At 65.3% G+C, this 25,632-nt stretch carries 24 protein-coding genes; 10 read left to right on the forward strand and 14 right to left on the reverse strand.

Going from position 1 to position 25,632, the window contains the following annotated elements:
• Positions 1–55: 55 nt before the first annotated feature.
• On the forward strand, positions 56–1,324 hold the full coding sequence (locus tag NCG91_RS21935; RefSeq protein WP_251351192.1) for an alpha/beta hydrolase: 1,269 nt from the start codon (positions 56–58) through the stop codon (positions 1,322–1,324).
• On the opposite strand, the gene NCG91_RS21940 is transcribed toward NCG91_RS21935, so the two are convergent.
• The 8 genes from NCG91_RS21940 to NCG91_RS21975 all read right to left on the reverse strand — a co-directional run bounded on the left by NCG91_RS21940 (position 1,321) and on the right by NCG91_RS21975 (position 9,456).
• Positions 1,321–2,022 (reverse strand): ABC transporter ATP-binding protein, encoded by a 702-nt coding sequence (locus tag NCG91_RS21940; RefSeq protein ID WP_251351193.1) that lies wholly within the window; start codon positions 2,020–2,022, stop codon positions 1,321–1,323. The genes NCG91_RS21935 and NCG91_RS21940 overlap by 4 nt on opposite strands.
• Positions 2,015–2,728 carry an ABC transporter ATP-binding protein gene (locus NCG91_RS21945; RefSeq protein WP_251351194.1) on the reverse strand — a complete coding sequence of 238 codons (714 nt, stop codon included), beginning with the start codon at positions 2,726–2,728 and terminating at the stop codon, positions 2,015–2,017. Before NCG91_RS21945 ends, NCG91_RS21940 begins: the two co-directional genes overlap by 8 nt.
• Positions 2,721–3,683: a branched-chain amino acid ABC transporter permease gene (locus tag NCG91_RS21950; RefSeq protein ID WP_251351195.1), complete on the reverse strand. Its 963-nt coding sequence runs from the start codon at positions 3,681–3,683 to the stop codon at positions 2,721–2,723. The genes NCG91_RS21945 and NCG91_RS21950 overlap by 8 nt, the downstream gene beginning before the upstream one ends.
• Positions 3,680–4,552: a branched-chain amino acid ABC transporter permease gene (locus NCG91_RS21955; RefSeq protein ID WP_035817692.1), complete on the reverse strand. Its 873-nt coding sequence runs from the start codon at positions 4,550–4,552 to the stop codon at positions 3,680–3,682. The genes NCG91_RS21950 and NCG91_RS21955 overlap by 4 nt, the downstream gene beginning before the upstream one ends.
• A gap of 105 nt (positions 4,553–4,657) precedes the next feature.
• Positions 4,658–5,824 carry an ABC transporter substrate-binding protein gene (locus tag NCG91_RS21960; protein ID WP_251351196.1) on the reverse strand — a complete coding sequence of 389 codons (1,167 nt, stop codon included), beginning with the start codon at positions 5,822–5,824 and terminating at the stop codon, positions 4,658–4,660.
• A 60-nt stretch (positions 5,825–5,884) separates the two neighbouring features.
• The gene (locus NCG91_RS21965; RefSeq protein WP_251351197.1) at positions 5,885–7,426 is read right to left on the reverse strand and encodes a class I adenylate-forming enzyme family protein; all 1,542 of its coding nucleotides are present in this window, start codon (positions 7,424–7,426) and stop codon (positions 5,885–5,887) included.
• Between the two features lie 11 nt (positions 7,427–7,437).
• Positions 7,438–8,592 carry an acyl-CoA dehydrogenase family protein gene (locus tag NCG91_RS21970; RefSeq protein ID WP_251351198.1) on the reverse strand — a complete coding sequence of 385 codons (1,155 nt, stop codon included), beginning with the start codon at positions 8,590–8,592 and terminating at the stop codon, positions 7,438–7,440.
• 39 nt (positions 8,593–8,631) lie between these two features.
• Positions 8,632–9,456, reverse strand: coding sequence for an IclR family transcriptional regulator (locus NCG91_RS21975; protein ID WP_251351199.1), 825 nt, complete (start codon positions 9,454–9,456; stop codon positions 8,632–8,634).
• Between the two features lie 289 nt (positions 9,457–9,745).
• Between NCG91_RS21975 and NCG91_RS21980 the strand changes: the two genes are divergently transcribed.
• Entirely contained in the window at positions 9,746–11,743 is a 1,998-nt protein-coding gene (locus NCG91_RS21980) for a TonB-dependent receptor plug domain-containing protein (RefSeq protein WP_251351200.1), read from the forward strand.
• A 30-nt stretch (positions 11,744–11,773) separates the two neighbouring features.
• The gene (locus tag NCG91_RS21985) at positions 11,774–12,313 is read left to right on the forward strand and encodes a molybdopterin-dependent oxidoreductase (RefSeq protein WP_251351201.1); all 540 of its coding nucleotides are present in this window, start codon (positions 11,774–11,776) and stop codon (positions 12,311–12,313) included.
• 51 nt (positions 12,314–12,364) lie between these two features.
• On the opposite strand, the gene NCG91_RS21990 is transcribed toward NCG91_RS21985, so the two are convergent.
• The 3 genes from NCG91_RS21990 to NCG91_RS22000 are packed head-to-tail and all read right to left on the reverse strand — an operon-like array spanning position 12,365 to position 15,260.
• Complete coding sequence (locus NCG91_RS21990) at positions 12,365–13,294, reverse strand: alpha/beta hydrolase (protein WP_251351202.1); 930 nt, start codon at positions 13,292–13,294, stop codon at positions 12,365–12,367.
• Positions 13,291–14,157: an alpha/beta fold hydrolase gene (locus tag NCG91_RS21995; RefSeq protein ID WP_251351203.1), complete on the reverse strand. Its 867-nt coding sequence runs from the start codon at positions 14,155–14,157 to the stop codon at positions 13,291–13,293. Before NCG91_RS21995 ends, NCG91_RS21990 begins: the two co-directional genes overlap by 4 nt.
• A 41-nt stretch (positions 14,158–14,198) precedes the next feature.
• The gene (locus NCG91_RS22000; protein WP_099664526.1) at positions 14,199–15,260 is read right to left on the reverse strand and encodes a sugar phosphate isomerase/epimerase family protein; all 1,062 of its coding nucleotides are present in this window, start codon (positions 15,258–15,260) and stop codon (positions 14,199–14,201) included.
• A gap of 139 nt (positions 15,261–15,399) precedes the next feature.
• Between NCG91_RS22000 and NCG91_RS22005 the strand changes: the two genes are divergently transcribed.
• Positions 15,400–15,999, forward strand: a complete 600-nt coding sequence (locus tag NCG91_RS22005) for a TetR/AcrR family transcriptional regulator (RefSeq protein WP_099668135.1) — start codon at positions 15,400–15,402, stop codon at positions 15,997–15,999.
• A gap of 37 nt (positions 16,000–16,036) precedes the next feature.
• Here NCG91_RS22005 and NCG91_RS22010 read toward each other — a convergent pair whose 3' ends face one another.
• On the reverse strand, positions 16,037–16,408 hold the full coding sequence (locus NCG91_RS22010; RefSeq protein WP_251351204.1) for a flagellar basal body protein: 372 nt from the start codon (positions 16,406–16,408) through the stop codon (positions 16,037–16,039).
• Positions 16,409–16,576: 168 nt separating this feature from the next.
• Here NCG91_RS22010 and NCG91_RS22015 point away from each other — a divergent pair, with 168 nt between their 5' ends.
• The 5 genes from NCG91_RS22015 (at position 16,577) to NCG91_RS22035 (ending at position 21,371) form a co-directional block, all read left to right on the forward strand.
• Positions 16,577–17,764: a dienelactone hydrolase family protein gene (locus tag NCG91_RS22015; RefSeq protein WP_251351205.1), complete on the forward strand. Its 1,188-nt coding sequence runs from the start codon at positions 16,577–16,579 to the stop codon at positions 17,762–17,764.
• 111 nt (positions 17,765–17,875) lie between these two features.
• Positions 17,876–19,387 carry an NYN domain-containing protein gene (locus tag NCG91_RS22020; protein ID WP_251351206.1) on the forward strand — a complete coding sequence of 504 codons (1,512 nt, stop codon included), beginning with the start codon at positions 17,876–17,878 and terminating at the stop codon, positions 19,385–19,387.
• Positions 19,388–19,522: 135 nt separating this feature from the next.
• Positions 19,523–20,140 (forward strand): PAQR family membrane homeostasis protein TrhA, encoded by a 618-nt coding sequence (gene trhA / locus NCG91_RS22025; protein ID WP_251351207.1) that lies wholly within the window; start codon positions 19,523–19,525, stop codon positions 20,138–20,140.
• Positions 20,141–20,231: 91 nt separating this feature from the next.
• Positions 20,232–21,113: a LysR family transcriptional regulator gene (locus tag NCG91_RS22030; RefSeq protein ID WP_251351208.1), complete on the forward strand. Its 882-nt coding sequence runs from the start codon at positions 20,232–20,234 to the stop codon at positions 21,111–21,113.
• Between the two features lie 9 nt (positions 21,114–21,122).
• Positions 21,123–21,371: a hypothetical protein gene (locus NCG91_RS22035; protein WP_251351209.1), complete on the forward strand. Its 249-nt coding sequence runs from the start codon at positions 21,123–21,125 to the stop codon at positions 21,369–21,371.
• On the opposite strand, the gene NCG91_RS22040 is transcribed toward NCG91_RS22035, so the two are convergent.
• Positions 21,361–24,240: a bifunctional diguanylate cyclase/phosphodiesterase gene (locus NCG91_RS22040; protein WP_251351210.1), complete on the reverse strand. Its 2,880-nt coding sequence runs from the start codon at positions 24,238–24,240 to the stop codon at positions 21,361–21,363. The genes NCG91_RS22035 and NCG91_RS22040 overlap by 11 nt on opposite strands.
• Positions 24,241–24,394: 154 nt before the next feature.
• Positions 24,395–25,165, reverse strand: coding sequence for a spermine/spermidine synthase domain-containing protein (locus tag NCG91_RS22045; RefSeq protein ID WP_251351211.1), 771 nt, complete (start codon positions 25,163–25,165; stop codon positions 24,395–24,397).
• A 154-nt stretch (positions 25,166–25,319) separates the two neighbouring features.
• Here NCG91_RS22045 and NCG91_RS22050 point away from each other — a divergent pair, with 154 nt between their 5' ends.
• The gene (locus NCG91_RS22050; RefSeq protein WP_034757372.1) at positions 25,320–25,595 is read left to right on the forward strand and encodes a hypothetical protein; all 276 of its coding nucleotides are present in this window, start codon (positions 25,320–25,322) and stop codon (positions 25,593–25,595) included.
• The last annotated feature ends 37 nt before the right edge of the window (positions 25,596–25,632 follow it).

Genomic DNA, 25,632 nt, shown 5'->3' on the forward strand with positions numbered 1-25,632 from the left:
TACACCGTCCGCCTGTGCAGTGCAGGTGCTGCCGGGCGAAAAGATAGAGTGCGGCATGCTGACCGTACCCGAACATCGGGGCAAGGCCGACAGCCGCGCCATCGCCTTGCCGGTCATGATTTTCCGTAGAGGCGCGGCCACGCCCGCCGCCGATCCCGTCGTGTATCTCCCGGGCGGGCCGGGCTTGAGCAGCATCGACGGGCGCAGCAGCGGCAAAGGCAATCCCTTCCTGCTGGAACGCGACCAGATATTGCTGGAAGGACGCGGCAACAAGCATGCGCAGCCTTCGCTCGCCTGTCCTGAGCTGAACGCGCTGCGGGCGGCGGAGGCCACGCCGGCCGCGCAGACCGAGGCCGTTGCACGCTGCCGTGCCGGGCTGGTGGCGGCCGGCATCGACCTCGATGGCTACACCTCGGCGGAATCGGCGGACGACCTCGACGATCTGCGCCGCCTGCTCGGCATCGCGCAGTGGAACCTGATCGGCTACTCCTACGGCACCCGCCTGGCGCAGACGGTGCTGGCGCGCCATCCCGAGGGCGTGCGCAGCGTGGTGCTCGATTCCGTGCTGCCTGTTGACATCAACTATGACGAAATGGCCGCCGCGCCGCTGCGGCGCGCCATCGACTTGGTCCTCGACGGTTGCGCGACGGAGCCTGCGTGCGACGTGCGCTATCCGGACCTGCGCGGACGCTTGGACGCGCTGCTTGCGCGCGCGGACCGCGACGGCATCGCGGCGCCCGGGCGCGTGCTGCGCCGGCGCGACATCGTCAATGCCCTGGCCGAGGGCTTGCAGCAGCCCGCGCTGATCCCCGCCTTGCCTCGCCTGATCAGCGAAGCGGGGCAGGGCCGTCCGCAAGGCTTGCTGCCATTGCTGCGCAGCGCTCCTTCCAGCTTCAACTGGGGACTGCGCCTGTCGATCTGGTGCGGCGAGGAGATGCCGTTCGAGCAGTCCGGCCGCATGGCCGCGCAGGTGGCGCCGGCTCTGGGGCTGGGCGGCGTGGATAACCGCACGGCGACGCCCGGGATGTGCGGCGCCTGGCGCGTTGCAGCGGCTGCGGCGCAGGCAAACGATGCCGTGAAAAGCGACGTGCCGGTCCTGATCCTGGCCGGCGAATTCGATCCCGTGACGCCGCCAGCCTGGGGCCGGCGCCTGCTGCGCAGCATGCCCAACGCGCGCTTCGTGCAGATACCGGGCCAGGCGCATGGCGCCATGTTCAACCGCTGCGGCGGACAGCTGACACTGGCATTCCTGCGTGACCCGCGCGCACCCTTGAACCTCGATTGCGTGGCGAAGATGCCAGGGCTGGTGTTTGCCGCCGATTAGCGCGCAAAGTACAGCGCATGCAGGTGATCGAGGTCGACCTCGGCAGCAGCCTGCGACAGCGCCACTTTGCCGCTTTGCATCAGGTAGACGTGATCGGCCACGCCGACGGCGCGCGCCGTGTTCTGCTCGACGAGGATGATGGTGCGCTTGCCGTCGTTCAGGCGCGCGAGGATGTCGAACAGTTCGTTGACTACCAGTGGCGCCAGGCCCAGCGACGGTTCGTCGATGATCAGCAGCGATGGATCCGACATCAAGCCCCGCGCCATGGCCAGCATCTGCGCCTCGCCGCCGGACAGGGACCCTGCCAGCTGCCTGCGGCGCTCGTGCAGGCGCGGGAACATGGCGTAGGCTTCCGCCAGGCGCGCGGGCATGTGGCTGCGGTGCTCCTTCGGAAAGGCGCCCATGATCAGGTTTTCTTCCACGCTCATGTCGCGGAACGTCATGCGCCCCTCGGGGATCATCGTGACCCTCGCGTCGCTCATCTTCCACGTCGGCGTGCCGTTGATGGGCGTGCCATCGAGCGCGATGCTGCCTGCACCCACGGGCAGCAAGCCCATGATGGCGCGCAGCAGGGTGGTCTTGCCGGCCCCGTTCGGGCCGATGATGGTGGTCAGCTTGCCCTTCTGGATGGACAGCGACACATCCCACAGCACATTGATGGCGCCATAGCCGGCGCGCAGATTCTCTATGTTAAGCATGCGCGGCTCCCGTGTAGCTTTCGATGACGGCCGGGTTGCGGAAGACCGCATCGGGCGTGCCGTCGGCGATCAGCTGGCCGAAATTGAGCACGGCCACGCGCTGGCACAGATTGCTGATGGTTTCGATATCGTGCTCGATCATGACGATGCCCACGCCAAAGGCGGCATGCAAATCCTTCAGCATGCCCATGAAACGGCGCTTGCCATTCGTTTCCAGTCCCGCCAGCACTTCGTCGAGCAGCAGCAGTTTCGGGTTCGTCGCCAGCGCCTTGGCCACTTCCAGCGCCTTCAATTCCGTCAGCGCCAGTTCGCTGGCCGCGTCGCGCTGCGCCTTGTCCGCGAGGCTCGTGAAATCGAGGATTTCATCGATCTTGCGCATATCCACCTTGCCGGTGCCGAAACGCTGCGCCACGACGAGGTTTTCGCGCACCGTCAATTCATGCATGGGCTGCGGGATCTGGAAGGTGCGGCCCAGCCCCAGGCGCGCGCGCTGATACATGGGCGTGGCCATGATGTCGAGCCCTTCGAAGCGGATGCCGCCGCTGGTGGGGCGCACCAGGCCGGAAATGGCGTTGAACAGGGTGGTCTTGCCGGCGCCGTTCGCGCCCACCAGGCCGATCACATCGTGGCTGCCCACCTTCAGGGTGACGGAATCGACGGCTGTCAGGCCGCCGAAGCGCACGGACACATTATCGAGTTCAAGCATGTGCTTTTTCCTTCGCTTTGACGAGTTTGCGCAGCAGCGGCAGCAAGCCGTTCGGACTGAAGACGATCATCGCCACCAGCAGCACGCCCAGCACCAGCTGGTGGCCCGTGGGGATCAGCGACTTGAAAATCAGCTGGTCGACCAGGTAGACCACCACGGCGCCCAGCACGGGGCCGAGTATCGTACGGTAGCCGCCGAAGATGGCCGCCACGATCGGCAAGGTCACCCACAGGCTGTTGAAGGCGTAATCCGGTTCCAGGAAATTGATGTAGTGGGCGTTGAAGGCGCCGAACAGGCCCGCCATGAAGGCCGACACGAGCAGCATGGCGCCTTTCAGCAGGGTGCTGTTGACGCCGACGACGCGCGTGGCGTCTTCGCTGTCGTGCATGGCGCGCAGGGCGATGCCGTAGTGGCTGGCGCGGATGCGGCTGTAGGCAAACGCGCACGCCACCACCAAGGTTAGCACCACCAGGTAGGCGCCTGTCTTGCTGGCCAGGTCGAAGCCGAAGACGGTAGGCAAGGCCGGGATATTGTTGATGCCGCCGGCGCCGCCCGTGACGGAACTCCATTCCGTGGCCAGGATGCGGAAGATGTGGGCGTAGGCGAGGATGGCCAGCGCAAAATACGGACCGCGCAGGCGCAGCACGGGCAGCATGATGACGGCGGCGATGGCCGCGCCCGCGCCGCCCAGCAGCATGGCGGCAAACACGGGCAAGCCCAGTTTTACGGTGGCCAGCGCGGAGACATACGCGCCTACGCCGAAGAAGGCTGCGTGGCCGAAGCTGACCATGCCGCCCAAGTTGCCCAGCAGGGCCCAGGACATGGCCACGCCGCCGATGATCAGGGCCGCCACCACCATGCTCATCACATACTGGTTGGCGCCCAGGGCCAGCGGCACGACGATATACGCGGCCAGCAGCAGGGCCGCCGTGGAAATCAGTGTCGAGCGCTTCATCCGCGCCTCCGTTGTGCGCCGAACAAGCCGTTCGGCATGATGAACAGCACCAGCAGGAACAGCACCATGCCGGACAATTCCTGCAGCGCGGAGCTGGCGAGGGTGACGGTCAGCGCCTCGGCCACGCCCAGCAGCACGGCGGCCAGCAGCACGCCGGGGATGGAACCGATGCCGGCCAATACCGTGATGATGAAGGCTTTCACCGTCAGCGCGCCGCCGTAGGCCGGCTGGATCACGCCATAGCTGAACAAGGCGACGCCGGCGAAGGCGGCCAGGATACCGGCGACCAGGAAGGACACCAGTTCCGTGCGGCCCGGGTCGATGCCCATCAGCTTGGCCGCGTCGCGGTTGCTGGAGACGGCGCGCACGGCGCGGCCATACCAGCTGGTGGACAGCCAGCGCCACAGCGCCGCCATCAGCACCAGGCTGACGCCAAAGAAAATCACTTCGCTGCGCATGCTGAAAAACGGGCCGATTTCAAACCCTTCCTGCAGCCAGCTGGACGACGTCGAGCGGATGTCGGCCTTCCACACGAGCAGGATGAAATTGGTGAGGATGACGCCGATGCCGTAGGTAAGGATCAGCGAATTGATTTCGCGGTCCTTTTTGATGCGGCTGACGATCAGGTAGACGCCCACGGACGTCAGGCTGACGATCACCAGTGCGATGGGAATGGCGAACATGGGACCGAGTCCCAGGCCCGATTCGACGCTGTAGGCGATGTAGGCGGCCAGCAGCACCAGTTCGCCGTGCGCCAGGTTGATCACTTTCATGGTGCCGAAGACCAGCGCCAGTCCCAGTGCGATCAGGGCGTAGGAGCCGCCCTGCAGCAAGCCCGAATACAGGGCTTGCAAGATTAATTCTGTCATGTCGTCATCCCGTCAGGCAGCCGACGAGCATCGCGAGGATGCGCCAGGGCTGCCGTTCATCGGTGCGCGCCCGGGCGGACGCGCGCGTGCGCAGCGGGAGGCTGCCTACCAGGGCAGGGCTGGATAGGCCAGCTTGCCCGTGGCGTGGTCCTTCGGCCAGACGATCACCACTTTCTTGTCCTGGTGCTGCGCCATGCGGTGCACGAAGTTCTGGTTGTCGCCGTTGGCGGCGAACTGCACCCGGCCGATCAGGGTTTCGCGGTCCGTCTTGCGCATTTCCTCGGCCACGCCGCCTTTCTTGATGGTGCCCTTGTCGGCCGCGCGCGCGATGGCTTCGAACAGCAGCATCGACTGCACATAGCCGAACTGGCCCAGGTAGTCCGGTTCCTTCTTGTACAGCTGCTTGTAGGCGTCGCTGAACGCCTTGCCGTCGGCCGTCTTGAATTCGGTAGGGAAGGGCAGCAGGGCCGTGCCGAAGACGTTCGGCATCAGGTCGGGGAAGTCGGCCGCCATTTTTGGCGTGGCCAGCGACCACACGCCCACCATGGCCTTGATCTTCGGCTTCAGCACGCGGGCGGCGCGGATGATGCCCACGTAGTCGTTTTCATAGCCGACCATGGCCACCACTTCCGATTTGTCCTGCAGCTTGATCTTGTTGATGATGGGCTTGAAGTCCGTAATCGCCGGGTCGAACGAGTGCGTCGTCACTTTCACGCCCTTGGCTGCCAGGGCTTTTTCCACGTCCTTCGCCAGGCCCGTGGTGGCGTCCTTGGTCGAGTACACGATGGAGACGGACTTGGCGCCCACGTCTTGCAGCAGTCCCAGCATGGCTTTTTCGTAGCCGGCCGTGTTATTGATGCGGAAAAAATTCTTGCGCCCGCTGGACACCAGGCTGTCGTCCACGCCGCCCGAGGTGATGTAGACGAGGCCCAGTTTGTTCGCCGTGTCCGAGGCGGGCGATATATTGTTCGAGCCATAGCCGCCCGTGATGGCCACCACGCCCTGGCTGGCCAGCTTTTCCACGGCGGCGATGGCCTTGGCGGGTGCCGATTCGTCGTCGACGGTGATGATCTTGATGGTGTGCTTGCCGTTGGTCTTGTTGAAGACTTCGGCCGCGACCATGATGCCTTCCTGCATGCCGGCGCCGACGCGCGCCAGGTTGCCCGTCAGCGGGATTTCCGCGCCGACCAGGAATTCGTCGGCGCTGGCCTGCGTCATCCAGGCGCTGGCAACCAGTGCTGCCATGGCGATGCGTGTGTAGGTGCGTTTCATCGTGTCTCCTCCGGTGATGTGGCTTGGTTTTATTGTCGGTTCTGGTAATACATGGTCAACTTATCGTGCATTCTGCGCCATTTGCCGCAGCTGCCCCTTTAAAATCTTGCCCGTGGCGGCGGCCGGCAGCGCGTCCATGACGATGATGGCGGACGGGCATTTGTACGGCGACAGGGTCTGCGCCAGCCAGGCCTGCAATTGTGCCACGCTGGCGGGCTGGCGCGGGTCCAGCTCCACGTAGGCGATGACGTCCTCGTTGCCATCGGCCACGGTGCGTCCCACCACGGCCGACTGCACCACGGACGGGTGGGCGTTCAGCGCCGTTTCCACTTCCAGCGGATACACATTGAAGCCGGAGCGGATGATCAGTTCCTTGGTGCGTCCCACGATGAACAGGGCGCCGTCGGGATCCTGGCGCGCCATGTCGCCCGTATTGAGCCAGCCGCCGTCGCGCATGGTGGCTGCCGTCATGGCCGGTTCGCGGTAATAGCCGGCCATGACGTTCGGCCCGCGTATCCACAGTTCGCCCGCTTCGCCCGGCGCCACGTCCGTGCCCGCCACGTCCACCACGCGCACTTCCACGCCGGGAATCGGCGTGCCGACGGAGCTGTCGTGGCGCGGCGCGTCGAGCCGCGTCTGGCTGATGGTGGGCGCGCTTTCCGTCATGCCGTAGCCATTATGCAGCGCGGTGCCCAGCAGCTTTTCCACCTCGTGCTTGAGCGACGGCGCCAGCGGCGAGCCGCCCGCATACGCAAAGCGCAGCCGGGTGGGCAGCGGCGTCCCGGCGCCGCCCAGCGTTTGCAGCAGTTTCGCGTACATGGCGGGCACGCCCTGCACGATGGTCAGCCCGTCGTCCTTCAGGGCCGAGAGCAGGCCGTCGACGGAAAAGCGCGGCACCAGGTACAGCGCGGCGCCCGCATACAGGGTGCCCAGGGCAACGGAGGCCAGGCCATACACGTGCGAAATGGGCAGCACGCCGTAGGCGCGGTCGCTGCGCGTCAATCCCCGCAAGGTGCTGGAGACGGCGGCGATGAACAGCAGGTTGCGGTGCGTGAGCATCACGCCTTTCGACTGGCCCGTGGTGCCCGTCGTGTAGATCAGCGCGGCCACCTGTTCGTTGCCGGGCACGCAGGCTTCCGCGATGGCGGCGTCGTTCAATGCGCCCGCCAGCAGCTCGCCCATGCCGTCAACGGTGACGGCGCCGGCCGCGCCCCGACGTGCCGCGTGCGCGGCCGCTTCCGGCGAGGCGCCGGCCAGGAACAGCAGCCGCCGCGCGCCGGAATGCTCGGCGATGGTGTCGATCTCGCGTGCCGACAGGCGTGCATTGACGTTGACGATCCACGCGTCGATGCTGGCCGCCGCGAAGATCAGCGCCACCTGCAGCGCGCCGTTTTCGCCCACCACCATCAGGCGGTCGCCGGCGCGCACCTGCAAATCGCGCAGCAGCTGCGCGGCGCTCTCGACACTGTGCTGCAGCTGCGCATAGGTCCAGCTGCGGCCACCTTCATGCAGCGCGGGCGCGTCCGGCGCGCGCGCCGCCCAGTGTGCCGGGATGGCCGACAGGCGCGCCGGCAAGCCGGCCAGCAGGGCTGGAATGTCCATCGCGGCCTCCTTCACTTTTGTGCTGCCTTGATCATGTTGCGGGCGATGACGATCTGCTGGATCTGCGTCGTGCCTTCGTAGATGCGGAACAGGCGCACGTCGCGGTAGAAGCGCTCGGCCGCGTATTCGCTGATGTAGCCGGCGCCGCCGTGGATCTGCACGGAGCGGTCGGCCACGCGGCCGCACATTTCGGAAGCGAACAGCTTGCAGCACGACGCTTCCGTCGAAATGTCTTCCTTGTTGTCGCGCCGGCGCGCGGCGTCGAGCACCATGCTGCGCGCCGCGTAGATCTCGGCCTTGCTGTCGGCCAGCATGGCCTGGATCAGCTGGAATTCGGCGATGGGCTGGCCGAACTGCTGGCGTTCCATCGCATACGCGAGGGCGTCGGCCAGCATGCGCTCGGCCGCGCCCACGCAGACGGCGGCGATGTGCAGCCGGCCCTTGTCGAGCACCTTCATGGCCGTCTTGAAGCCTACGCCTTCCTTGCCGCCGATGAGGTTTGCGCCAGGGACGCGGCAGTTCTCGAAAATCACGTCGCAGGTATGCGCGCCTTGCTGGCCCATCTTCTTGTCGATCTTGCCCAGCGAGAGGCCGGGCGTGTCCTTTTCCACGATGAAGGCGGAGATGGCCGAGGCGCCTCGCTTGACGGGGTCCGTGCGCGCCATCACGGTAAAAATGCTCGCTTCGGGTGCGTTGGTGATGTAGCGCTTGCTGCCGTTGAGGATATAGAAGTCGCCGTCGCGCACGGCCGTCGTGCGCAGCGACGCGGCGTCGGAGCCGGAGCCCGCTTCCGTCAGCGCGAACGAGCCGATGATTTCGCCGGCCGCCAGCTTGGGCAGATAGTATTGTTTTTGTGCTTCCGTGCCGTCGATGACGATGCCCTGCGAGCCGATGCCGTTGTTCGTGCCGATCAGCGAGCGGAAGGCGGGCGAGGTGCGGGCGATTTCAAACGCCACGCGCACTTCTTCTTCCATGCTCAGTTCCAGGCCGCCGTAGGCTTCCGGGATCGACAGGCCGAACAGGCCCAGTTCGCGCATCTGCGCCACGATGGCGGGCGGGATGGTGTCCGTTTCGGCCACCAGCGCCTCGTTCGGCACCAGCACTTCGCGCACGAAACGGGCGATGCTGTCGAGCAGGATGTTCAGGGTTTCTTCGTCGCGTATCATCAGGGTCCTCGGAGCTGTCATTGTGAGGGGGCGCGCATTCTAACCGCGTCCCAGGTTTTTTTCTACCGTCTTGATGAGGGCGACCAGGCGCGGTCCCAGGTCACCTTCGAGTTTTTCGCGCGACAGCAGGAAGGCGGGGCCGCCGCAATTGAAGGCCATCACCTGTTCGCCATCGGCACCCAGCATGGGCACGCCCACCGCGTGCACGTCGTTCTGCCACTCGCCGGCCGAGATGCAAAAGCCCCGGTCCTGGTAATCCTTGAAGCCTTGCTCGATGCCGGCCTTGATGCGCGGCCAGCGTTCCGTCTCGTGCACGCGCGCATGGTCCATCAGGTAGTCGCGTTCGGCCTGCGGCAGGATGCACAGCAGGGCCTTGCCCATGGCCGTCGTCATCAATGGGATGCGCGAACCGACGTCGAGGCGCAGGGTGACGTTGGCGCTGCTGCGGCACGTTTCCACGTACACCATGCTGAGGCGGTCGCGCGTGCCCAGCGAGACGGACGCCTGCGCATGTTCGGCCAGTTCTTCCATCAGGGGGCGCGCCATCTTGCGCACGTCGAGGTTCGACAGCATGCGGTAGCCGAGGGCCAGCACGCCGGCGCCCAGCTGGTACTTGCCCAGGCTGTCCGAATAATTGAGGTAGCCCAGCTTGGTGAGGGTATAGGTGAGGCGCGAAATCGTCGGTTTCGGGATGCCCGTGCGCTTGGCCATGTCCGCGTTCGACAGGAATACTTCGCCAGGGCGGAAGCAGCGCAGCACTTCCAGGCCCCGCGCCAGCGCGTTGACGAACTGGCGGTCCTTGCCTTCGTCGTCATCGCTGAAGACGATGAGTTCCGGATCTGCTGCGGTCTGAATATTTGTCATATTTGCATTCATTTTCAGGCTCCCTGGAAATCAGTTTGCCTAGCCGGCTCCCGCATGTCAACCGTTTTGTGAAACATTCGTTCGCACAGCGAAATGCTGCAGTGCATGAAACAATGCATGAAATTTGCCTCGAAAATTGACTTGGGCAGGGGTTTCCCGCCTTGTCGCTTGAGCATCGCTATATACGTCTGTATATTGCGCTGTTGGGTGACGGCCGCCGCAGGGATGGCCGCTTTTTTGAGTATCGCTATATAAGACGATATATAACGAGAGTGGAAAGATCTAGACGATGTTGAAACAGGTAATGGCAGGCGCCGTGATGCTGGCGCTGGCGCAGATGGCGCAGGCGCAGCAAACAGGGAGCAGGGATGACGCGGAGGCGGCGGCGCCGTTCGTGCTGGGCACGGTGACGGTGATCGGCCAGCGCGAGCAGGCAGGCCAGGCGGAACAGCAGGTGGGCGCGCAAGTGAGCCGCGCCGAGATGCGCCGCTTTAACCGCGACAACGTGGGCGACGCCCTCAATTTGCTGTCGGGCGTATCGCTGTCGACCAACTCGCGCAACGAAAAGACCGTCGCCATCCGGGGCTTCGATGCGCGCCAGGTGCCGCTGTATATCGACGGCATTCCCGTCTACGTGCCGTATGACGGCTACGTCGATTTCAACCGCTTCACGACCAGCGACCTGGCCGCCATCCAGGTGGCCAAGGGTTTCAGCTCCGTGGCCTATGGCGCCAATACCCTGGGCGGCGCCATTAACCTGGTGTCACGCAAACCCGTGGCGCGCCTGGAAGGCGACACTTCCGTCGGTTTCGGCTCGGGCAGCGAGCGCCAGGTGTCGGCCAACGTGGGCAGCAACCAGGGCCTGTGGTATCTGCAGGCGGGCGTGTCGTACATCGACAGCGACGGTTTCCCCCTGTCGTCGGATTTCCGCCCGACCGCGACGGAAGACGGCGGCATGCGCAACAACTCGTATCGCAAGGACCATAAACTGTCGTTCAAGGTGGGCTACACGCCCGATGGCGCGCAGGCAGGCGATGAATACGTGCTCAGCTACTACAAGCAGCATGGCGAAAAAGGCCAGCCGCCATCGGTCAATCCCGTCGGCGCGCGCTACTGGCAATGGCCGTACTGGAACAAGGAAAGCGTGTATTTCGTCTCGCAGACGCGCCTGGGCGAGGCCGAGCGCCTGAAACTGCGGCTGTACCACGACAGCTACGACAATGAAATCACGTCCTATACGAACGGCAGCTACACGACCCTGAAAACCAGCGGCCAGGGCAGCGTCAGCGGCGGGCGCAGCATCTACAACGACCGCACGAATGGCGGCGCGGTGGAACTCGAATCGTTCCGCCTGGCCGCGCACAGCCTGCGTTTCGTGGCCAGCTACAAGGCCGACGAACACCAGGAACTCGATGCCAAGGGCGTGCGCACCACCTGGTACAAGGATGCCCTGTGGACCCTGGGCGCGGAAGACAGCATCGCCCTGAACGGGGCGACGGAACTGTCGCTGGGCGTCTCGCGCAACGCGCTGCGCCCGGACACCGTCTACAGCGCCGGCAATGCCTATACCCTGCCCGACAATCAATCGGCCACCGACCTGCAGGCGGGCCTGTTCCGCAAGGTCGGCGCCGGTGCGCGCGTGTACGCCACCGTGGCGCGCAAGTCGCGCCTGCCGACCCTGAAGGACCGCTACTCGCAGCGCCTGGGTACGTATATCGAAAACCCGGCCCTGCGCGCGGAAGAGGCGATCAATTATGAGCTGGGGTATCAAGGAAACTTGCAGGGCGTGGCGCTGGAAGCGGCGCTGTTCTACAGCGACGTGAAGGACAAGATCCAGAGCGTGGCGAACGTCTCGGGCGTGCGCGCGCAGATGCAGAACGCGGGCAGGGCGCACATCAGCGGCGTGGAGCTGGGCTTGCGCGGCAGCGCCGGCGCCTGGCTGGACTTCGGCGGCAACTATACCTACACGGACATGAAGAACGTCAGCGACCGCGCCATCCGCCTGACGGACGTGCCGCGCCACAAGCTGACGGCGCACGCCGTGCTGCATGCGGCGCGCCAGGTCGACGTGGTGGCCATCGCCGAATCGAACAGCGGACGCTGGGTGTCGAACACCCTGGAACTCGGCGGCTTTACGACCGTGAACCTGAAGGCTGTGTACCGTCCCTTGCCGGCCTTGAGCCTGGAAGCGGGCGTGGCGAACCTGGGCGACCGCAATTACGCGCTGTCCGACGGTTTTCCCAGCGCGGGACGCACCTGGCTGGCCAATGCGCAGTACCAGTTCTGATTGTTTGACTGTTCAATGAAAGGACACAGCATGTTCAAGAAAATAGCCGCCGGTTTCGCCTCGGCCGCGCTGCTGGCCGCGGCACCCGCGTGGTCTGCCGCGCCTGCGCCGGCGCGCGACAACATGAGCCACGCGCTGGCCGTGACGGGCGTGGTGGAAACGCCGTTGACGCTGAAAGTGGCCGACCTGCGCCAGCTGCCGCCGGCCAACGGCGGCGAAATCGCCGTCACGCGCCATAACGGCGAGAAGGCCGAAACCATCACCAGCTATCGCGGCGTGCGCCTGCGCGACATTCTCGACAAGGCGGTGCTCGATGCGCCGGGTCACAACGACGTCAAGAAGCTCGCCATCATCGCCACGGCCACCGACGGCTATGCCGTGGTGTTTTCCTGGGGCGAGCTGTATAACGCGCCGGCCGGCGAGGGCGTGATCGTCTACTACGAAAAAAACGGCAAGGCGCTCGACGACAACGATGGCGAGATCGCCCTCATTTCGGCAAAGGACATCCGCACGGGTCCGCGCCACGTGAAGTGGCTGAACGGTATCGAAGTGCGCAAGCTGGTGGAATGACGCGCAGCTGATGAAAAAAACGCGCCGTGGAGCCATCCCCGGCGCGTTTTTTTATGCTGCCAGCGCTTGCCGCATGGCCTTGCCCGCCACGTCGAACAGGCCGCGCGCCGCTGGCGTCAGGCCCAGCATGTGCATCGACGCGTGGATCATGCCGTCGAGCTGCACGCATTGCGCCGCCACGCCGTCGTCGCGCAAATACCGCGCATAGGCTTCGCCTTCGTCGTGCAGCGGGTCGTATTCGCATACCAGCACGGTCGCCGGCGGCAAGTCCTTGAGCGACGTTGACCGCAGGGGCGCCGCGTAGGGCTGCGCGCCGTCAGCCGGCTCGTTCAGGTAGGCCGACCAGCAAAAGCGCATGGCTTCCCGCGTCAGCGAATGGCCTTCCGCATAGCGCTGGTAGGACGGCGTGTCGAAGGCGAAATCGAGCGCCGGGTACAGCAGCAGCTGGTGCGCCAGCGCGGGACCGGCCTGGTCGCGCGCCATCAGGGCCGCTGCCGCCGCCAGGTTGCCGCCCGCGCTGTCGCCGCCCACGGCCAGCCGGTTCACGTCGATGCCCAGCGCCGCCCCATGCTGGGCGACCCAGCACAGCGCCGAGTAAAAATCGTTCAGCGGCACGGGGAACTTGTGCTCGGGCGCCAGCCGGTAGTCGACGGAAAAGATCACGCAGCCGGTGGCGTTGGCTAGCGCACGGCATGGATTGTCGTACAGGTCCAGCGAGCACAGGCACCAGCCGCCCCCATGCGCAAAGACGATGGCCGGCAGGGGCTTGCCTGTGTCCGCGCCGGCGGGCACGTAGGCGCGCACGGTCAGCGCATGCTCGCCAGGCAGCACGTAGTCCCTGATCGAGGCGACGTCTTCCAGCGGCCCGTGCAACTGGCGCAGCCCCGTTTCCGTGGCGGCGCGCAGGTCCGCCAGCGAGGCGGGCGGCGGCGCATCGTTTGCCAGCGCCAGGAAGGCCGCTACTTGCGGATCGAGGCTCATGCGGCGTCTCCGGCCAGGAACGGCAGCAGGTGGGCGATGAACGCTTCCGGCTGTTCTTCCATGATGAAGTGGCCGCATTCGGCGACGATGGCGCCTTTCAGGATGTCCGCCTTGCCCTGCATGGTCAGCAGGGGCGCGTCATTCGTCGCATGGTCGGCGCCGATGGCCAGCACGGGCATGGCCAGGCTCTTTTTCGCCCGCTCCAGGTTTTGCCGGATGGTTTCCGGAATGGCGCGGTAGTAGGCGAAGCCCGCGCGCAGGGCGCCCGGCGTGGCATAGGCGTCCGCATACACGTCGACGGCCACCTTGTCGCGGCGGTACGACCAGCGGTCCAGGATGAAGCGGATGTATTCGCGCTCCTTGCCGGCCGTGAGCATCTCGGGCAAATCGAGCACCTGGTTGAACATGAAGTGCCACAGGAAGATGTTGTCGGACGGCGCGACAAAAATCGGCGGCGCTGGCGCCAGGCCCGGTATCACGGCTTCCGTCAGCGCCAGTTTCGTCACTGCCTGCGGGAAGTCGCTGGCCAGCGCATAGCCGACCCACATGCCGATGTCGTGGCCCACCACGTCGTACTGCGCATGGCCCAGGGCCAGCATGGCGCGGTGCAGGGTGGCGGCAACGGCGCCCGTGTCGTAGCCGCCGGCCGGACGTTCCGAGTGGCCGCTGCCGGGCGGATCGATGGCGATCGCCTGGTAGCCGTTGGCGGCCAGCGCCGCCATCACGTGGCGCCAGGCGTACCAGGTTTGCGGCCAGCCGGGGATCAGCAGCACGGGTTTGCCTTCGCCGGCGATGACGCAATGCAGGCGCTGGCCGTCGATGCGCACGTAGTCGTGGGTGTAGCTGTCTTCATTCTGATGCATGGCAAGTCCTTGTATTGATTCGATTGCGTTGATTCAGTTGATTAGTTGTGCGTGATGCCGAGCAGGGTATTGATCTGCTGCGCGCTGACGGGGGCGCCGGCGAAATCGTCGAAGATCTTGTCGGTCACGGGAATGATGTGGGCGTTGATGAACGCCACGCCTTCGCGCGCACCCACCTCCTGGTCCTTCAGGCAGCATTCCCATTCCAGCGTGGCCCAGCCCGCGTAGTCGTTTTGCGCCATCTTCGAGAAGATGGCCTTGAAGTCGACCTGGCCGTCGCCCAGCGAACGGAAGCGTCCGGCGCGGTTTTCCCACGACTGGTAGCCGCCGTAGATGCCTTGCCGTCCCGTCGGATTGAATTCCGCATCCTTCACATGGAACATGCGGATATGGTCCTTGTAGATGTCGATGAATTCCAGGTAGTTCAGCTGCTGCAGCACGAAGTGGCTCGGATCGAACAGCATCTTGCAGCGCGGGTGGCGGCCCACGCGCTCGTAGAACATCTCGAAGCTGATGCCGTCATGCAGGTCTTCGCTCGGGTGGATTTCGTAGCACAGGTTGATGCCCTGTTCTTCGCACACGTCGAGGATGGGCAGCCAGCGGCGCGCCAGTTCGTCGAAGGCCGCCTCGATCAGGCCGGGCGGGCGCTGCGGGAACGGGAACAGGTAGGGCCAGGCGAACGAGCCGGAGAACGTGCCCATGTCGGTCAGGCCCAGGCGCTTCGAGGCCATGGCCGCCAGTTTCACTTGCTCGATGGCCCACTCGGTGCGCGCCGCCGGCTGGCCGTGCAGGTGTGCCGGCGCAAAGCTGTCGCACAGCGCGTCGTAGGCCGGGTGCACGGCGACCAGCTGGCCGAGGATGTGCGTCGTCAGTTCGCTGATGACGAGGCCATGGCTGGCCAGCATGGCGACGAGGTCGTCGCAGTATTGCTGGCTGTGGGCCGCTTGCGCCACGTCGAACAGGCGTGCATCCCAGGCGGGGATCTGCAGGGCCTTGAAGCCCATGCCGGCCGCCCACTCGGCGATGGCGGGCAGGGTGTTGAAGGGCGCCGTATCGGCGGCGAATTGTGCCAGGTGCAGGCTTGGTCCTTGGATGGTTTTCATATCGGCTCCTATTGTTTGTCGATCGACAAAGAATAGGCGAAATTTTCTGCGCGGTCAAGGCCGTGATGCAAAATAAATGCGGAATCGGTATGGCTTGCAAGCGTTATACTGGCCGCCAGTTTGCAAGCAGAGGATGAAAATGGCAGGAAGACCGAGGGAATTTGACCGCGCGCTGGCGCTGGCAAAAGCGCGCGACGCGTTCTGGACGCGCGGCTATGAAGGCGTATCGATGGCCGACCTGGTGGCGGCGCTGGGCATCGCCTCGGCGCGCATCTATGCGGCGTTCGGCTCGAAGGAGCAGCTGTTCCGCGAAGCCGTGGAACTGTATGAAACGGGCGAGGGCGCGTTTGCCGTGCATGCGCTGGCGGCCAGCCTGAATGTGCGCGACGCCGTGGCGCGCATGCTGGAAGAAGCCGTGCTGCTATATACGCGCAGCGGCCAGCCGCAGGGCTGCATGGTGGTCACGGCCGCCACGAATACGAGCGCGGACAACGCGGGCATCGCCGACTGGCTGGCGCAGCACCGCCGCGCACGCACGCAGGCCGTCATCGAGCGCCTGCGCGCGGCGCAGTTGGCGGGAGAATTGAAAGAGGAAGCGGACGTGCAGGCGCTGGGCGACTATTATGCGGCGCTGCTGCATGGCTTGTCGGTGCAGGCGCGCGACGGCATTCCCGCCGAACGGCTGCTGGCGCTGATTCAACCGGCGATGGCGCCCTTGGCGCTGGAAATGAAAAATTAGACTATCTTGCCGATAGTCGCCGTGGATGTTTGCTGCTTCAAGTCTTGACGTCGATCAGGCTGCCCAGGGCCTGGTCGGCCGCCTTGACGACATTCGCCGACAAATTAAAACCGGCCTTGTAGACGAGGTTATCCGTCAGTTCTGACGCCAGGCCGACGCCGTTCGGCCGGCTTTCGGCCGCCTTGGCCGCATTCGCATTGGCGCCGCTGACGCTTTCGCCGGCGGCCAGCTTGCGTCCTTCGACGGAGAGGGTGACGCCCGTGCCGGCCGGGCTGGACTCCTGGAACTCGGCTTGTTGCGGCTGGAAGCCGGGCGTATTCGCATTGGCGATGTTATTGGCGGCCACATCCAGCGCGCGCTGGTTGGCGGTCAGCCCCGAGGTACCGGTGGTGAGGGCGGATATGGACATGGCAACTCCTTCAGAAGGCTCCTAGTTTACTCCCATGCAGGCGCTATGTGGTTGGTGCAAGGCAACATTTTTCCGCGCCGTCGATGACTGCAAAAAAAGTTACCCATCCATAATGTTTTAATATTGTCCTGCGCCCTTTCACTGCCTAGACTGGCTGGGAAATCTCGCATGGAGCCTGCCATTTCTCCCCTCGTACGCCGCCTTTGCCTGGCTTTACTGCTCAGCTGGCCTTGCCTGACCCTGCAAGCTCAGCCTGCTTCTGCCTCATTGCCGCTCGATGCGCGCTTGAACGAGCAAATCATCATGGTGCCGGCCGGCGACGGCTTGCGCGAGACATTGGAGACGACGGTGTTCCGTCCCGCCGGCCCCGGCCCGTTTCCCCTGTTGCTGATGAATCACGGCAAGCAGGCCGGGCCGGCGAAACTGCAGGCGCGCGAGCGCTTCATTTATATGGCCGCCGAATTCGTGCGCCGCGGCTATGTGGTGATGTTGCCCATGCGCGCCGGGTTTGCGCGCTCCACGGGCGCCTACCGCGATTTCGGCTGCGACATGCTGGGCAACGCCCAGGGCCAGGCGCGCGACGTGCTGGCCGCGCTCGCGTATGCGCGGCGCCAGAGCTGGGTCGACCCGGAACGCATCGTCGTCGCGGGCCAGTCGTACGGCGGCATGGCGGCGCTGGCGCTGGCCACCCGGGTGTTGCCTGGCGTGCGGGGCGTGCTCAATTTTTCCGGCGGCCTGCGCGTCGACATGCCCGGCTGCGACTGGCAAGGGGCGCTGGCCAAGTCCTTTGCCACCCTGGGCGCCTACAACCACATCCCCAGCCTGTGGCTGTATGGCGCGAACGACTCGTATTTTTCGCCGGCGCTGGCGCGGCGGCTGTTCAATTCCTTTACCGGTTCGGGCGGCCGGGCGCAATTGCTCGCCTATGGCCCGTTCAAGCGCGACGCGCACCTGACCCTGGGCAGCCGCGACGGCGTGGCCGTGTGGTTGCCCGCCACCGAGCGCTTCCTGCAGAAAATCGGCATGCCGGTGCGCCAGGTCTACCGCGTGGCCGATGCGCCGTCGCCGCCCGCCACGCATTTCGCGCTGCAGGACGATATCGCCGCCGTGCCCTACCTGGAAGAGCAGGGGCGCGCCGCCTACCGCGTCTTCCTGGAGAAAGCCGCGCCGCGCGCCTTTGCCCTGTCGGCCAGCGGCGCCTGGGGCTGGGCCGAGGAGGGCGAAAGTCCCGATGTGCGCGCACTGGCCTCGTGCCAGCGGCGCAGCAGCCTGCCGTGCCAGCTGTATTCGGTCGATGAAAGCGTCGTTTGGCCGCTCGCCGGCGCCAGCGCAAGCGCCGCCGGCGGCGCGCAATAGGCCGCCGCGCACGATAGTTGTCGCCGAAACGGGGGATGGGCGAATATACTAGGCGAAAAGGGAGGCGTTGCGCTTCCCGTCCGCCCTTATCATCAGCGAGAATTCACCCTTATGGCGTCATCCCCAGAAAACCTCAGCATGGCCGTGTTTTGCGACTTCGAGAACGTCGCGCTCGGCGTGCGAGATGCAAATTACGAAAAATTCGATATCAAGCCCATCCTGGAACGCTTGCTGCTCAAGGGCAGTATTGTTGTCAAGAAGGCATATTGCGACTGGGACCGTTATAAAAGTTTCAAGGGCACCATGCATGAAGCGAACTTCGAACTGATCGAAATTCCCCACGTGCGCCAGTCGGGCAAGAATTCGGCCGACATCCGCCTGGTGGTCGATGCGCTGGACCTGTGCTACACCAAGGCCCACGTCAACACCTTCGTCATCATCAGCGGCGATTCCGACTTTTCGCCGCTCGTGTCGAAACTGCGCGAAAACGCCAAGCAGGTGATCGGCGTGGGCGTCAAGCAGTCGACGTCCGACCTGCTGGTGGCCAACTGCGACGAATTCATTTTCTACGATGACCTGGTGCGCGAAAGCCGCCGCACGGCCGCCAAGCGCGACGCGCGCGACACGCCTGCCGCCAAGCGCTCGCCGGACGAGGAAGTGCGCCGCAAGGAAAAATACGAGTCGCGCAAGACGGAAGCGATCGAAATGGCTGTCGAGACTTTCGACGCGCTGGTGTCCGAGCGCGGCGACAGCGGCAAGATCTGGGCCTCGATGCTGAAGGAAGCGATCAAGCGCCGCAAGCCGGACTTCAGCGAGTCCTATTACGGTTTCCGCACCTTCGGCAACCTGCTGGAAGAGGCGCAGACGCGCGGCTTGCTGGAATTTGGCCGCGATGAAAAATCGGGCGCCTATGTCTACCGCAGCAGCGGCCTGGTGGCCGTGCCGGCCGCCGCGAACGCGGATACAGCCAATGAGGTCAGCGGCGAGACCGGCGTGGCGGCGGAAGAGGGCAATCACCGCGAAGGCGGCAGCCGCCGCGATTCGCGCCGCAATGGCCGTGGCGGCCGCAAGCAGAACGAGCAACGCCGCGGCGAGTCCGCGCCACAGGCCTTCGTGCCGGTGGCTGACGCCGAAGCCGTCATCGTCGAGCAGTATGCGCCGGCGCCGCAGCCGGAAGTGCAGCATGAAGTGGCCGAAGCCGCCGCCGAAGCGGTGGCCGAGGTGGTTGCAGAAGAGGGCAACGCCAAGCGCGGTTCGCGCCGCAATGGCCGCGGTGGCCGCAAGAATGGCGATGACGCCCGCGAAGCGCGCGCCGAAGTCGTCGCCGTCGAGGTGGCGCCGGTGGCGGAAGCCGTGCCTGCGCCTGCGCCTGAGCCGGTAGCCGAAGTGCCGGTGGAAGCCGCCGCCGAAGCCAAGCCAAAGGCCAAGCCGCGCACGCCGGCCCGCAAGGCGGCTGCGGCGAAGAAACCGGCCAAGAAGGCGGCCGAAGCTGTGGTGGAAGCTGCGCCTGTCGTTGAAGCGGCGCCGGTGGAAGTGGCTGCCGTGGCGGAAGACAAGCCGGCCAAGGCGCCGCGCAAGACGCCGGCGCGCCGTCCTGCGCGCAAGAAGGCGGAAGCTGCCTGATAGCCTGAGCGGCAACAAGCGGGGCGGCAATCGCATGCGCCCCCGCTTTCCGGTCCCTGCCTTGCGCAAACCGCGCACCCCGATCTCCCCAAGCGTGTACGATGAGCCTGTTTTTAACGCGGCGGGCGGTCAAGCATGTACCACGGTGAACGGTTCAACAGCATTTCCCATACGGTGGGCGCCGCGCTGGCGGCCATCGGCGGCGTCATCCTGATCGTCGCGGCGGCCCGCACGGGCGATCCCTGGAAAATCGTCAGCTGCAGCGTGTATGCGGCCATGCTGCTCACGCTCTACCTCACTTCCACCCTGTACCACAGCGTGCGCGGCAAGGCCAAGGCCATGCTGCAGCGGCTCGACCACTGCGCCATCTACCTGCTCATCGCGGGCACCTACACGCCCTTCATGCTGGTGACCCTGCGCGGGCCGTGGGGCTGGTCGCTGTTCGGCGTCGTCTGGGGCCTGGCCTTGCTTGGCATCGTGCAGGAATACGTGTACGCGAAAGGCGCGCGCATCCTGTCGCTGGTGATTTACGTGGCCATGGGCTGGCTGATCGTCATCGGCATCAAGCCGCTGCTGGCGGCGCTCGAGTGGAACGGCTTCCTGTGGCTGGTGGCAGGCGGGCTGTGCTACACGGGCGGCATCGCTTTCTATGCCACCGACCACAAGCTGCGCCATGGCCACGGCATCTGGCACCTGTTCGTGCTGGCCGGCAGTAGCTGTCATTTTATCGCCATTTTGTTCTACGTTGCCTGACGTTATCCCTTGCCATCACTGTTGCCATGATTCCATTATAATGGCGCGATATGTGAAAATAGCGCAACAATGCGGCAATAATAAGGCAACAATGGATATCAATTCGGACGACCTGAAAATCTTCGTCACCGTCATCGACAGCGGCACCCTGAGCGCGGCCGCTGTGCACCTGGGACAAACCACTTCGGGTGTCAGCCGCGCCCTGTCGCGCCTGGAAGACAAGCTGGCCACGTCGCTGCTGACGCGCACCACGCGCCGCATGGAGCTGACGGAAGAGGGGCAGCTGTTCCTGGACAAGGCGCGCGCCATCCTCGCGTCGATGGAAGACGTGGAAGAGTCGATCCGCATCCGCCGCCAGAAGCCGGCCGGGCGGCTGTCCGTTGATGCCGCCTCGCCCTTCATGCTCCATTGCGTGGTGCCCCACGTGGCGGAATTTCGCGCCATGTACCCGGACATCCGCCTGGAGCTGACCAGCAACGACCAGATCGCCGACCTGCTCGAGCACCGCACCGATATCGCCATCCGCATTGGCGCCCTGGTCGATTCGACCCTGCATGCGCGCCCGCTCAGCGCCAGTCCGCTGCACGTGCTGGCCACGCCCGCCTACCTGGCGCGCCACGGCACCCCGGCTACGCCGGAAGCGCTGTCCGGCCATGCGCTGCTGGGTTTTGCGCAATATGAGCTGGGGAATAACTGGCCGCTGCGCCACGAAGCGGGCAACAGCCTGCAGATCGTGCCGGCGCTGGCCGCGTCCAGCGGCGAAACCCTGCGCCAGCTGGCGTTGCACGACCAGGGCATCGTCTGCCTGTCCGACTTCATGACGAAGGACGACATCGCGGCCGGCCGGCTGGTGCGGGTGCTGCAGCCGTTTTACACGGGCTACCGCCAGCAGATCCACGCCGTCTACTACCGCAACACGCAGCTGGCGCAGCGCATCAGCTGCTTCCTCGAATTCCTGCAACAGAAACTGTAAGGCCCGGACATGAGCGCACATGGCATGCAGTGCCCCACCTGCGACGAATATGGCGACCTGGTGCACGCCACGGTCCGCCAGACGGGCCAGCAAGTGATCGTCTGCACGGAATGCGATTTCGTGTGGCCGCATCCGGAGCAGGACATTGATCCGGCGCATGCCACGGATGTGGCTTCCCTGCTGGCGCAATCCGGCCTGGACGACGACTGGGACGAGCTCGAACTCGGGGCAAGGGTGCCGCCGTCGCCTACAGCATGACGTGCGATTCTTCCGCCCGCAGCAGGGCTTCCACTTCATGGGCGGGCAGCGGCCGGCTGAAATAATAGCCCTGCGCCTCGTCGCAGCCATGGCGGCGCAGGTAATCGAGCTGCTCCGCCGTTTCCACGCCTTCGGCCACCACGCGCAGCTTCAAATTGTGCGCCAGGGCGATGATGGAGACGACGATGGCTGCGTCGTCCGCGTCGCGCGCCACGTCGCCGACGAAACTGCGGTCGATCTTCAGCACGTCGATGGGGAAGGTGCGCAGGTAGGCGAAGCTGGAATAGCCGGTGCCGAAGTCGTCGATCGACAGCTGCACCCCCAGCGCCTTCATGTCGTGCAGCTGGCTGACGGCCAGCGCCACGTCGTGCATGAACAGGCTCTCCGTCAGTTCCAGTTCCAGGCAGGCGGGCGGCAAGCCCGTTTCCAGCAGCACGTCGGCGATCGACGCGACCAGGTTCGGCTCGTTGAACTGGCGCGCCGACAGGTTCACGGCCAGGCGCAAGGTGTCCAGCCCCGCCGCATGCCAGCGCTTCACCTGCGCGCACGCTTCGCGCATGACCCAGGCGCCGATCGGCACGATCAGGCCCGTATCCTCCGCCAGCGCGATGAAGCGCTGCGGCGCCACCATGCCCAGGTCCGGATGCTGCCAGCGCAGCAGCGCTTCCACGCCGACGATGCGCCCGCTGGCCAGGTCCACCTGCGGCTGGTAATGCAGCACGAACTGCTCGCGTTCCAGGGCGTTGCGCAGCGCCGTCTCGATACGCAGGCGCTCCAGGGTGGCCTGGTTCATGGCCGTCGTGTAGAACTTGATGTTGTTGCGGCCCTGTTTCTTGGCGCAGTACATGGCGATGTCGGCCTGCTCGATCAGGTTCTGCGTCTCGCCATTCAGGGTCACGTCGCCGGGCGCGTCGTAGCGCGACATGTCGTAGACGGCCACGCCGATGCTGCAGGTGACGAAGAATTCCTTGCCATCCAATAGCACAGGCTGCGCCACGGCATCCATCACGCGCTGCACGATGGCGCCGCTGAGCACTTCGTCGGCCTGCTCGCACAGGATGGCGACGAATTCATCGCCGGACAGGCGCGCCACCGTGTCGCTTTCGCGCAGACTGGACTGCAAGCGCGTGGCGATGGTTTTCAGCAGCAGGTCGCCCGCCTTGTGACCGAGGCTGTCGTTGACGAACTTGAACCGGTCCAGGTCGATCAACAGCACCCATAATGCGCGGTTCTTGCGGCGCGACAGGGCCATCGCTTGCGCCAGGCGGTCGCGCAGCAGGGCGCGGTTGGGCAAGCCTGTCAGCACGTCGTGGTGGGCGATGTGCTGGATTTGCTGCTCGGCCAGCTTGCGTTCCGTGATTTCGGACCCCGTGCCCCGGTAGCCGCGAAAGTCGCCCAGCTCGTTGAACAGCGGCTCGCCATTGATGCTGAACCAGCGCAGCTGGCCATCGCGGTCGTGCATCGCATATTCGAGGTTGGAAAAGGGCAGGTGGGCTTCCAGGTTGGCGATATGCTGCTTGCCCCAGCGCGAATTGCGCATTTCCGGGTTGTTGTCCCAGCGCGTCATGCCGATGAAGCGTTCCAGCGGCATGTTCGACTTGTCCGTGAAACCGCTGGTGATGTGGGTGAAGCAGAAGTTGGCGTCCTGTTCCCAGTACCAGTCCGAAGACAGGGCCAGCAGACGGCGGAAGCGCTTTTCGCTTTCCTGCAAGGCGCGCTCCGTGCGCTGGCGCGCCCGCACGTCGGCGCTGAGCAGCTCATTGCTGCGTTTCAGGTCGGCCGTGCGCTGCTCCACCAGCAATTGCACGCGGCGCGAGCGCTGCGTCAGCGATTGCACGAAGGCGGCCGTCAGTACGCTGAACAGCAAACCCGTGATCAGGGTGAACAGGGAGCCCAGATGGTCGGCCAGGAAGGGGCGCGGATGGGCCACCACGCGCACATGCCAGGGCCGGCCGGCGGAAACGAAGGCCCGGTCGTAATGGCTGTGGTAGGCAAAGTGCAGCCAGCGGGGCAGCGATTCCCAGGCGCCGCCCGGTTCGTCGGCAGGCGCCTGGCCATGCCGGAAGATCAATTGGTGCGGGTCGGCGCCGGCGTCCGCGTAGACGCTGAGTTCAAGCTGCGAGTCGCCCAGCAGGTCGGCGCCGGCGAGGATTTTCTGCACCAGTTCCCCGGCGCGCACGATGACGGCCGTATCGCCGATCAGCGCCGCGCGCCGCTGCTGTATCGTTTGCAGGGGCACGCCGTGGCGGTACACGGGGCGCACGATGACGAAGCCCCGTTGCGGCCCTTGCGCCAGGGCCAGCAGGCCGGTGGCGGTGGTCTGGCCGCTGACGATCGCCTGTTCCAGCGCGCGCGCCAGCACGCCGCTCGGGCTGACGTTCAGGCCGAAGGCGGGGCGGTTGCCCTGCAGGGGTTCGAGGTAGTCGACCACCAGGTAGCTGGCGCGCGTCGTCGCTGGCACGACGACGCCGTCGCGCATTTCCGTCATGGTGTAGTCGGGCACGATGCGCCGCAGTTCCGTCTCGAAGGCGGCGCGCTGCGCATGCGGCACGATGCGGTGGAAATTGAAGGCCTGGATGAACGGATGGCGCTGCAGCAGCGGCGTGGTGAAGTCGTGGAACTGTTCCCGGGTGACGGGCACGACGGCGGCAAACAGCTGGTTTGTTGTCGTCAGCACCTCGACCGCGTCGTCGAGCCCCTGCTCGATGGCGGCCACCCTGGCGCCGGCGCGCTGCTGCAGGCTCAGGCCCATCTTGTCGTATTCGAGCTGGCTGATGGCGGCAAACAGCACGGCCGTCACGCTGACGCCGCAGGCAAATGTCAGCGCGGCCGCGGCGGAAATCGACAATGGCAGGCGGCCACGCAGCATGGTTTTTCCTATCTCACTTCATGGACACTTGGGTTCGGCGGCGCCTGCCGGCCCCACGCAGGCGGTAGTTTGTCATAAACCACATCCATCATGCGGATTTTGCACCAAATTACTGCTAATAAGCAACAATATCTATGACCGGGGAAGACGACTTTCAGTCGCTGCCCGCGCCTGACTGGCGGCGCAAGCGCCACAACTGCCATGCCGGCAGCCAGCGGTTCAGGAACGCCAGGCCGCATACCCGGCGCCAGCGCACCAGGCGCACCACGCGCACGGCGCGGCCGTCGGCGCCTTGCCCGGGCCTGGCGGCGAAGATGATGCGGTTATTGCCGGCGATGCCGTCGAAGTGGCACACGGCGCCGCGGAAGGTGAGCATCAGGCGCGCCAGCATGGCGGGGTAGTGTTCGTCATAACTGAACAGGTTGGCCACCAGCACGCCGCCGGGCAGCAGGGCGCGCAGGCAGTCCGCATAGAAGCGCGCGCTGCCCAGTGCCGGCGGCAAGCCCGTTTCGTCATAGCCGTCGAGCAGCAGCACGTCGGCGCAGCCCGGATGCTGGCGGATATAGCTGACGGCGTCCGTCTCGATGATGCGCAGGCGAGCGTCGTCGGGCGGCAGCATGAATTGCTCGCGCAGGGCAATCACGTCGGCGCGCAGTTCCAGCACCGTGATGCGGGTGTCGGGCAGGTGCCGGTGGCAGAATTTCAGCAGCGAACCGCCGCCCAGTCCCACCATCAGGATGTGGCGGGGACGGGGCACGAACAGGGTAAAGCACATCATGGCGCGCGCATAGCGCAGCAGCAGATGGTCGGGGCGCGACAGCAGCATTTCGCTCTGGATCATGCCGGGCTGGAATTCCAGGCGGCGCCGGTCGCCACAGGTATGCACCTGCGGGGCAAGCGGGGTGGTGCTTCTGTTTTCCGGCATGGGACGACTTCGCTGAGTGGACTGGGGGAGATGCTTTGTTGCATTCAGAGAAATCTGATAAGCTCCCGTGAGCATACCCGATTAATCCGCGCCGAGCATGCGTATATCGGCGCGCGGCGGCACGGCCGCGCAGTCGGGCACCATGGAGACAAGCATGTTTTTGGATCACCCCATCATTACGGCGACGAACAGTTTTACGGAGCCCGACCGCATCGAGCGCTTGACGCGCGTGTACGGCTACGCGGCGGCGCTGGCCGACCAGGCCGCCAACGTCGGCTTCATTGAAAAAGTGGCGCAAATCCACGACCACAAGGGCACCCTCATCGTCTTCTGGCACGAGGCGCCCAGCGAGGTGGAAAAACAGTATTTCGTGCAGGCGTGGGCCAGCAAGATCGGCGACGGCAGCACCAATGTCGAACACGAAATCTGACCTGGCCCGCCGCGCCTGCGCGGCAACGGCGTAGCCC

The sequence above is a fragment of the Janthinobacterium kumbetense genome (genome assembly GCF_023703445.1).
Lineage (GTDB): Bacteria > Pseudomonadota > Gammaproteobacteria > Burkholderiales > Burkholderiaceae_D > Janthinobacterium > Janthinobacterium kumbetense.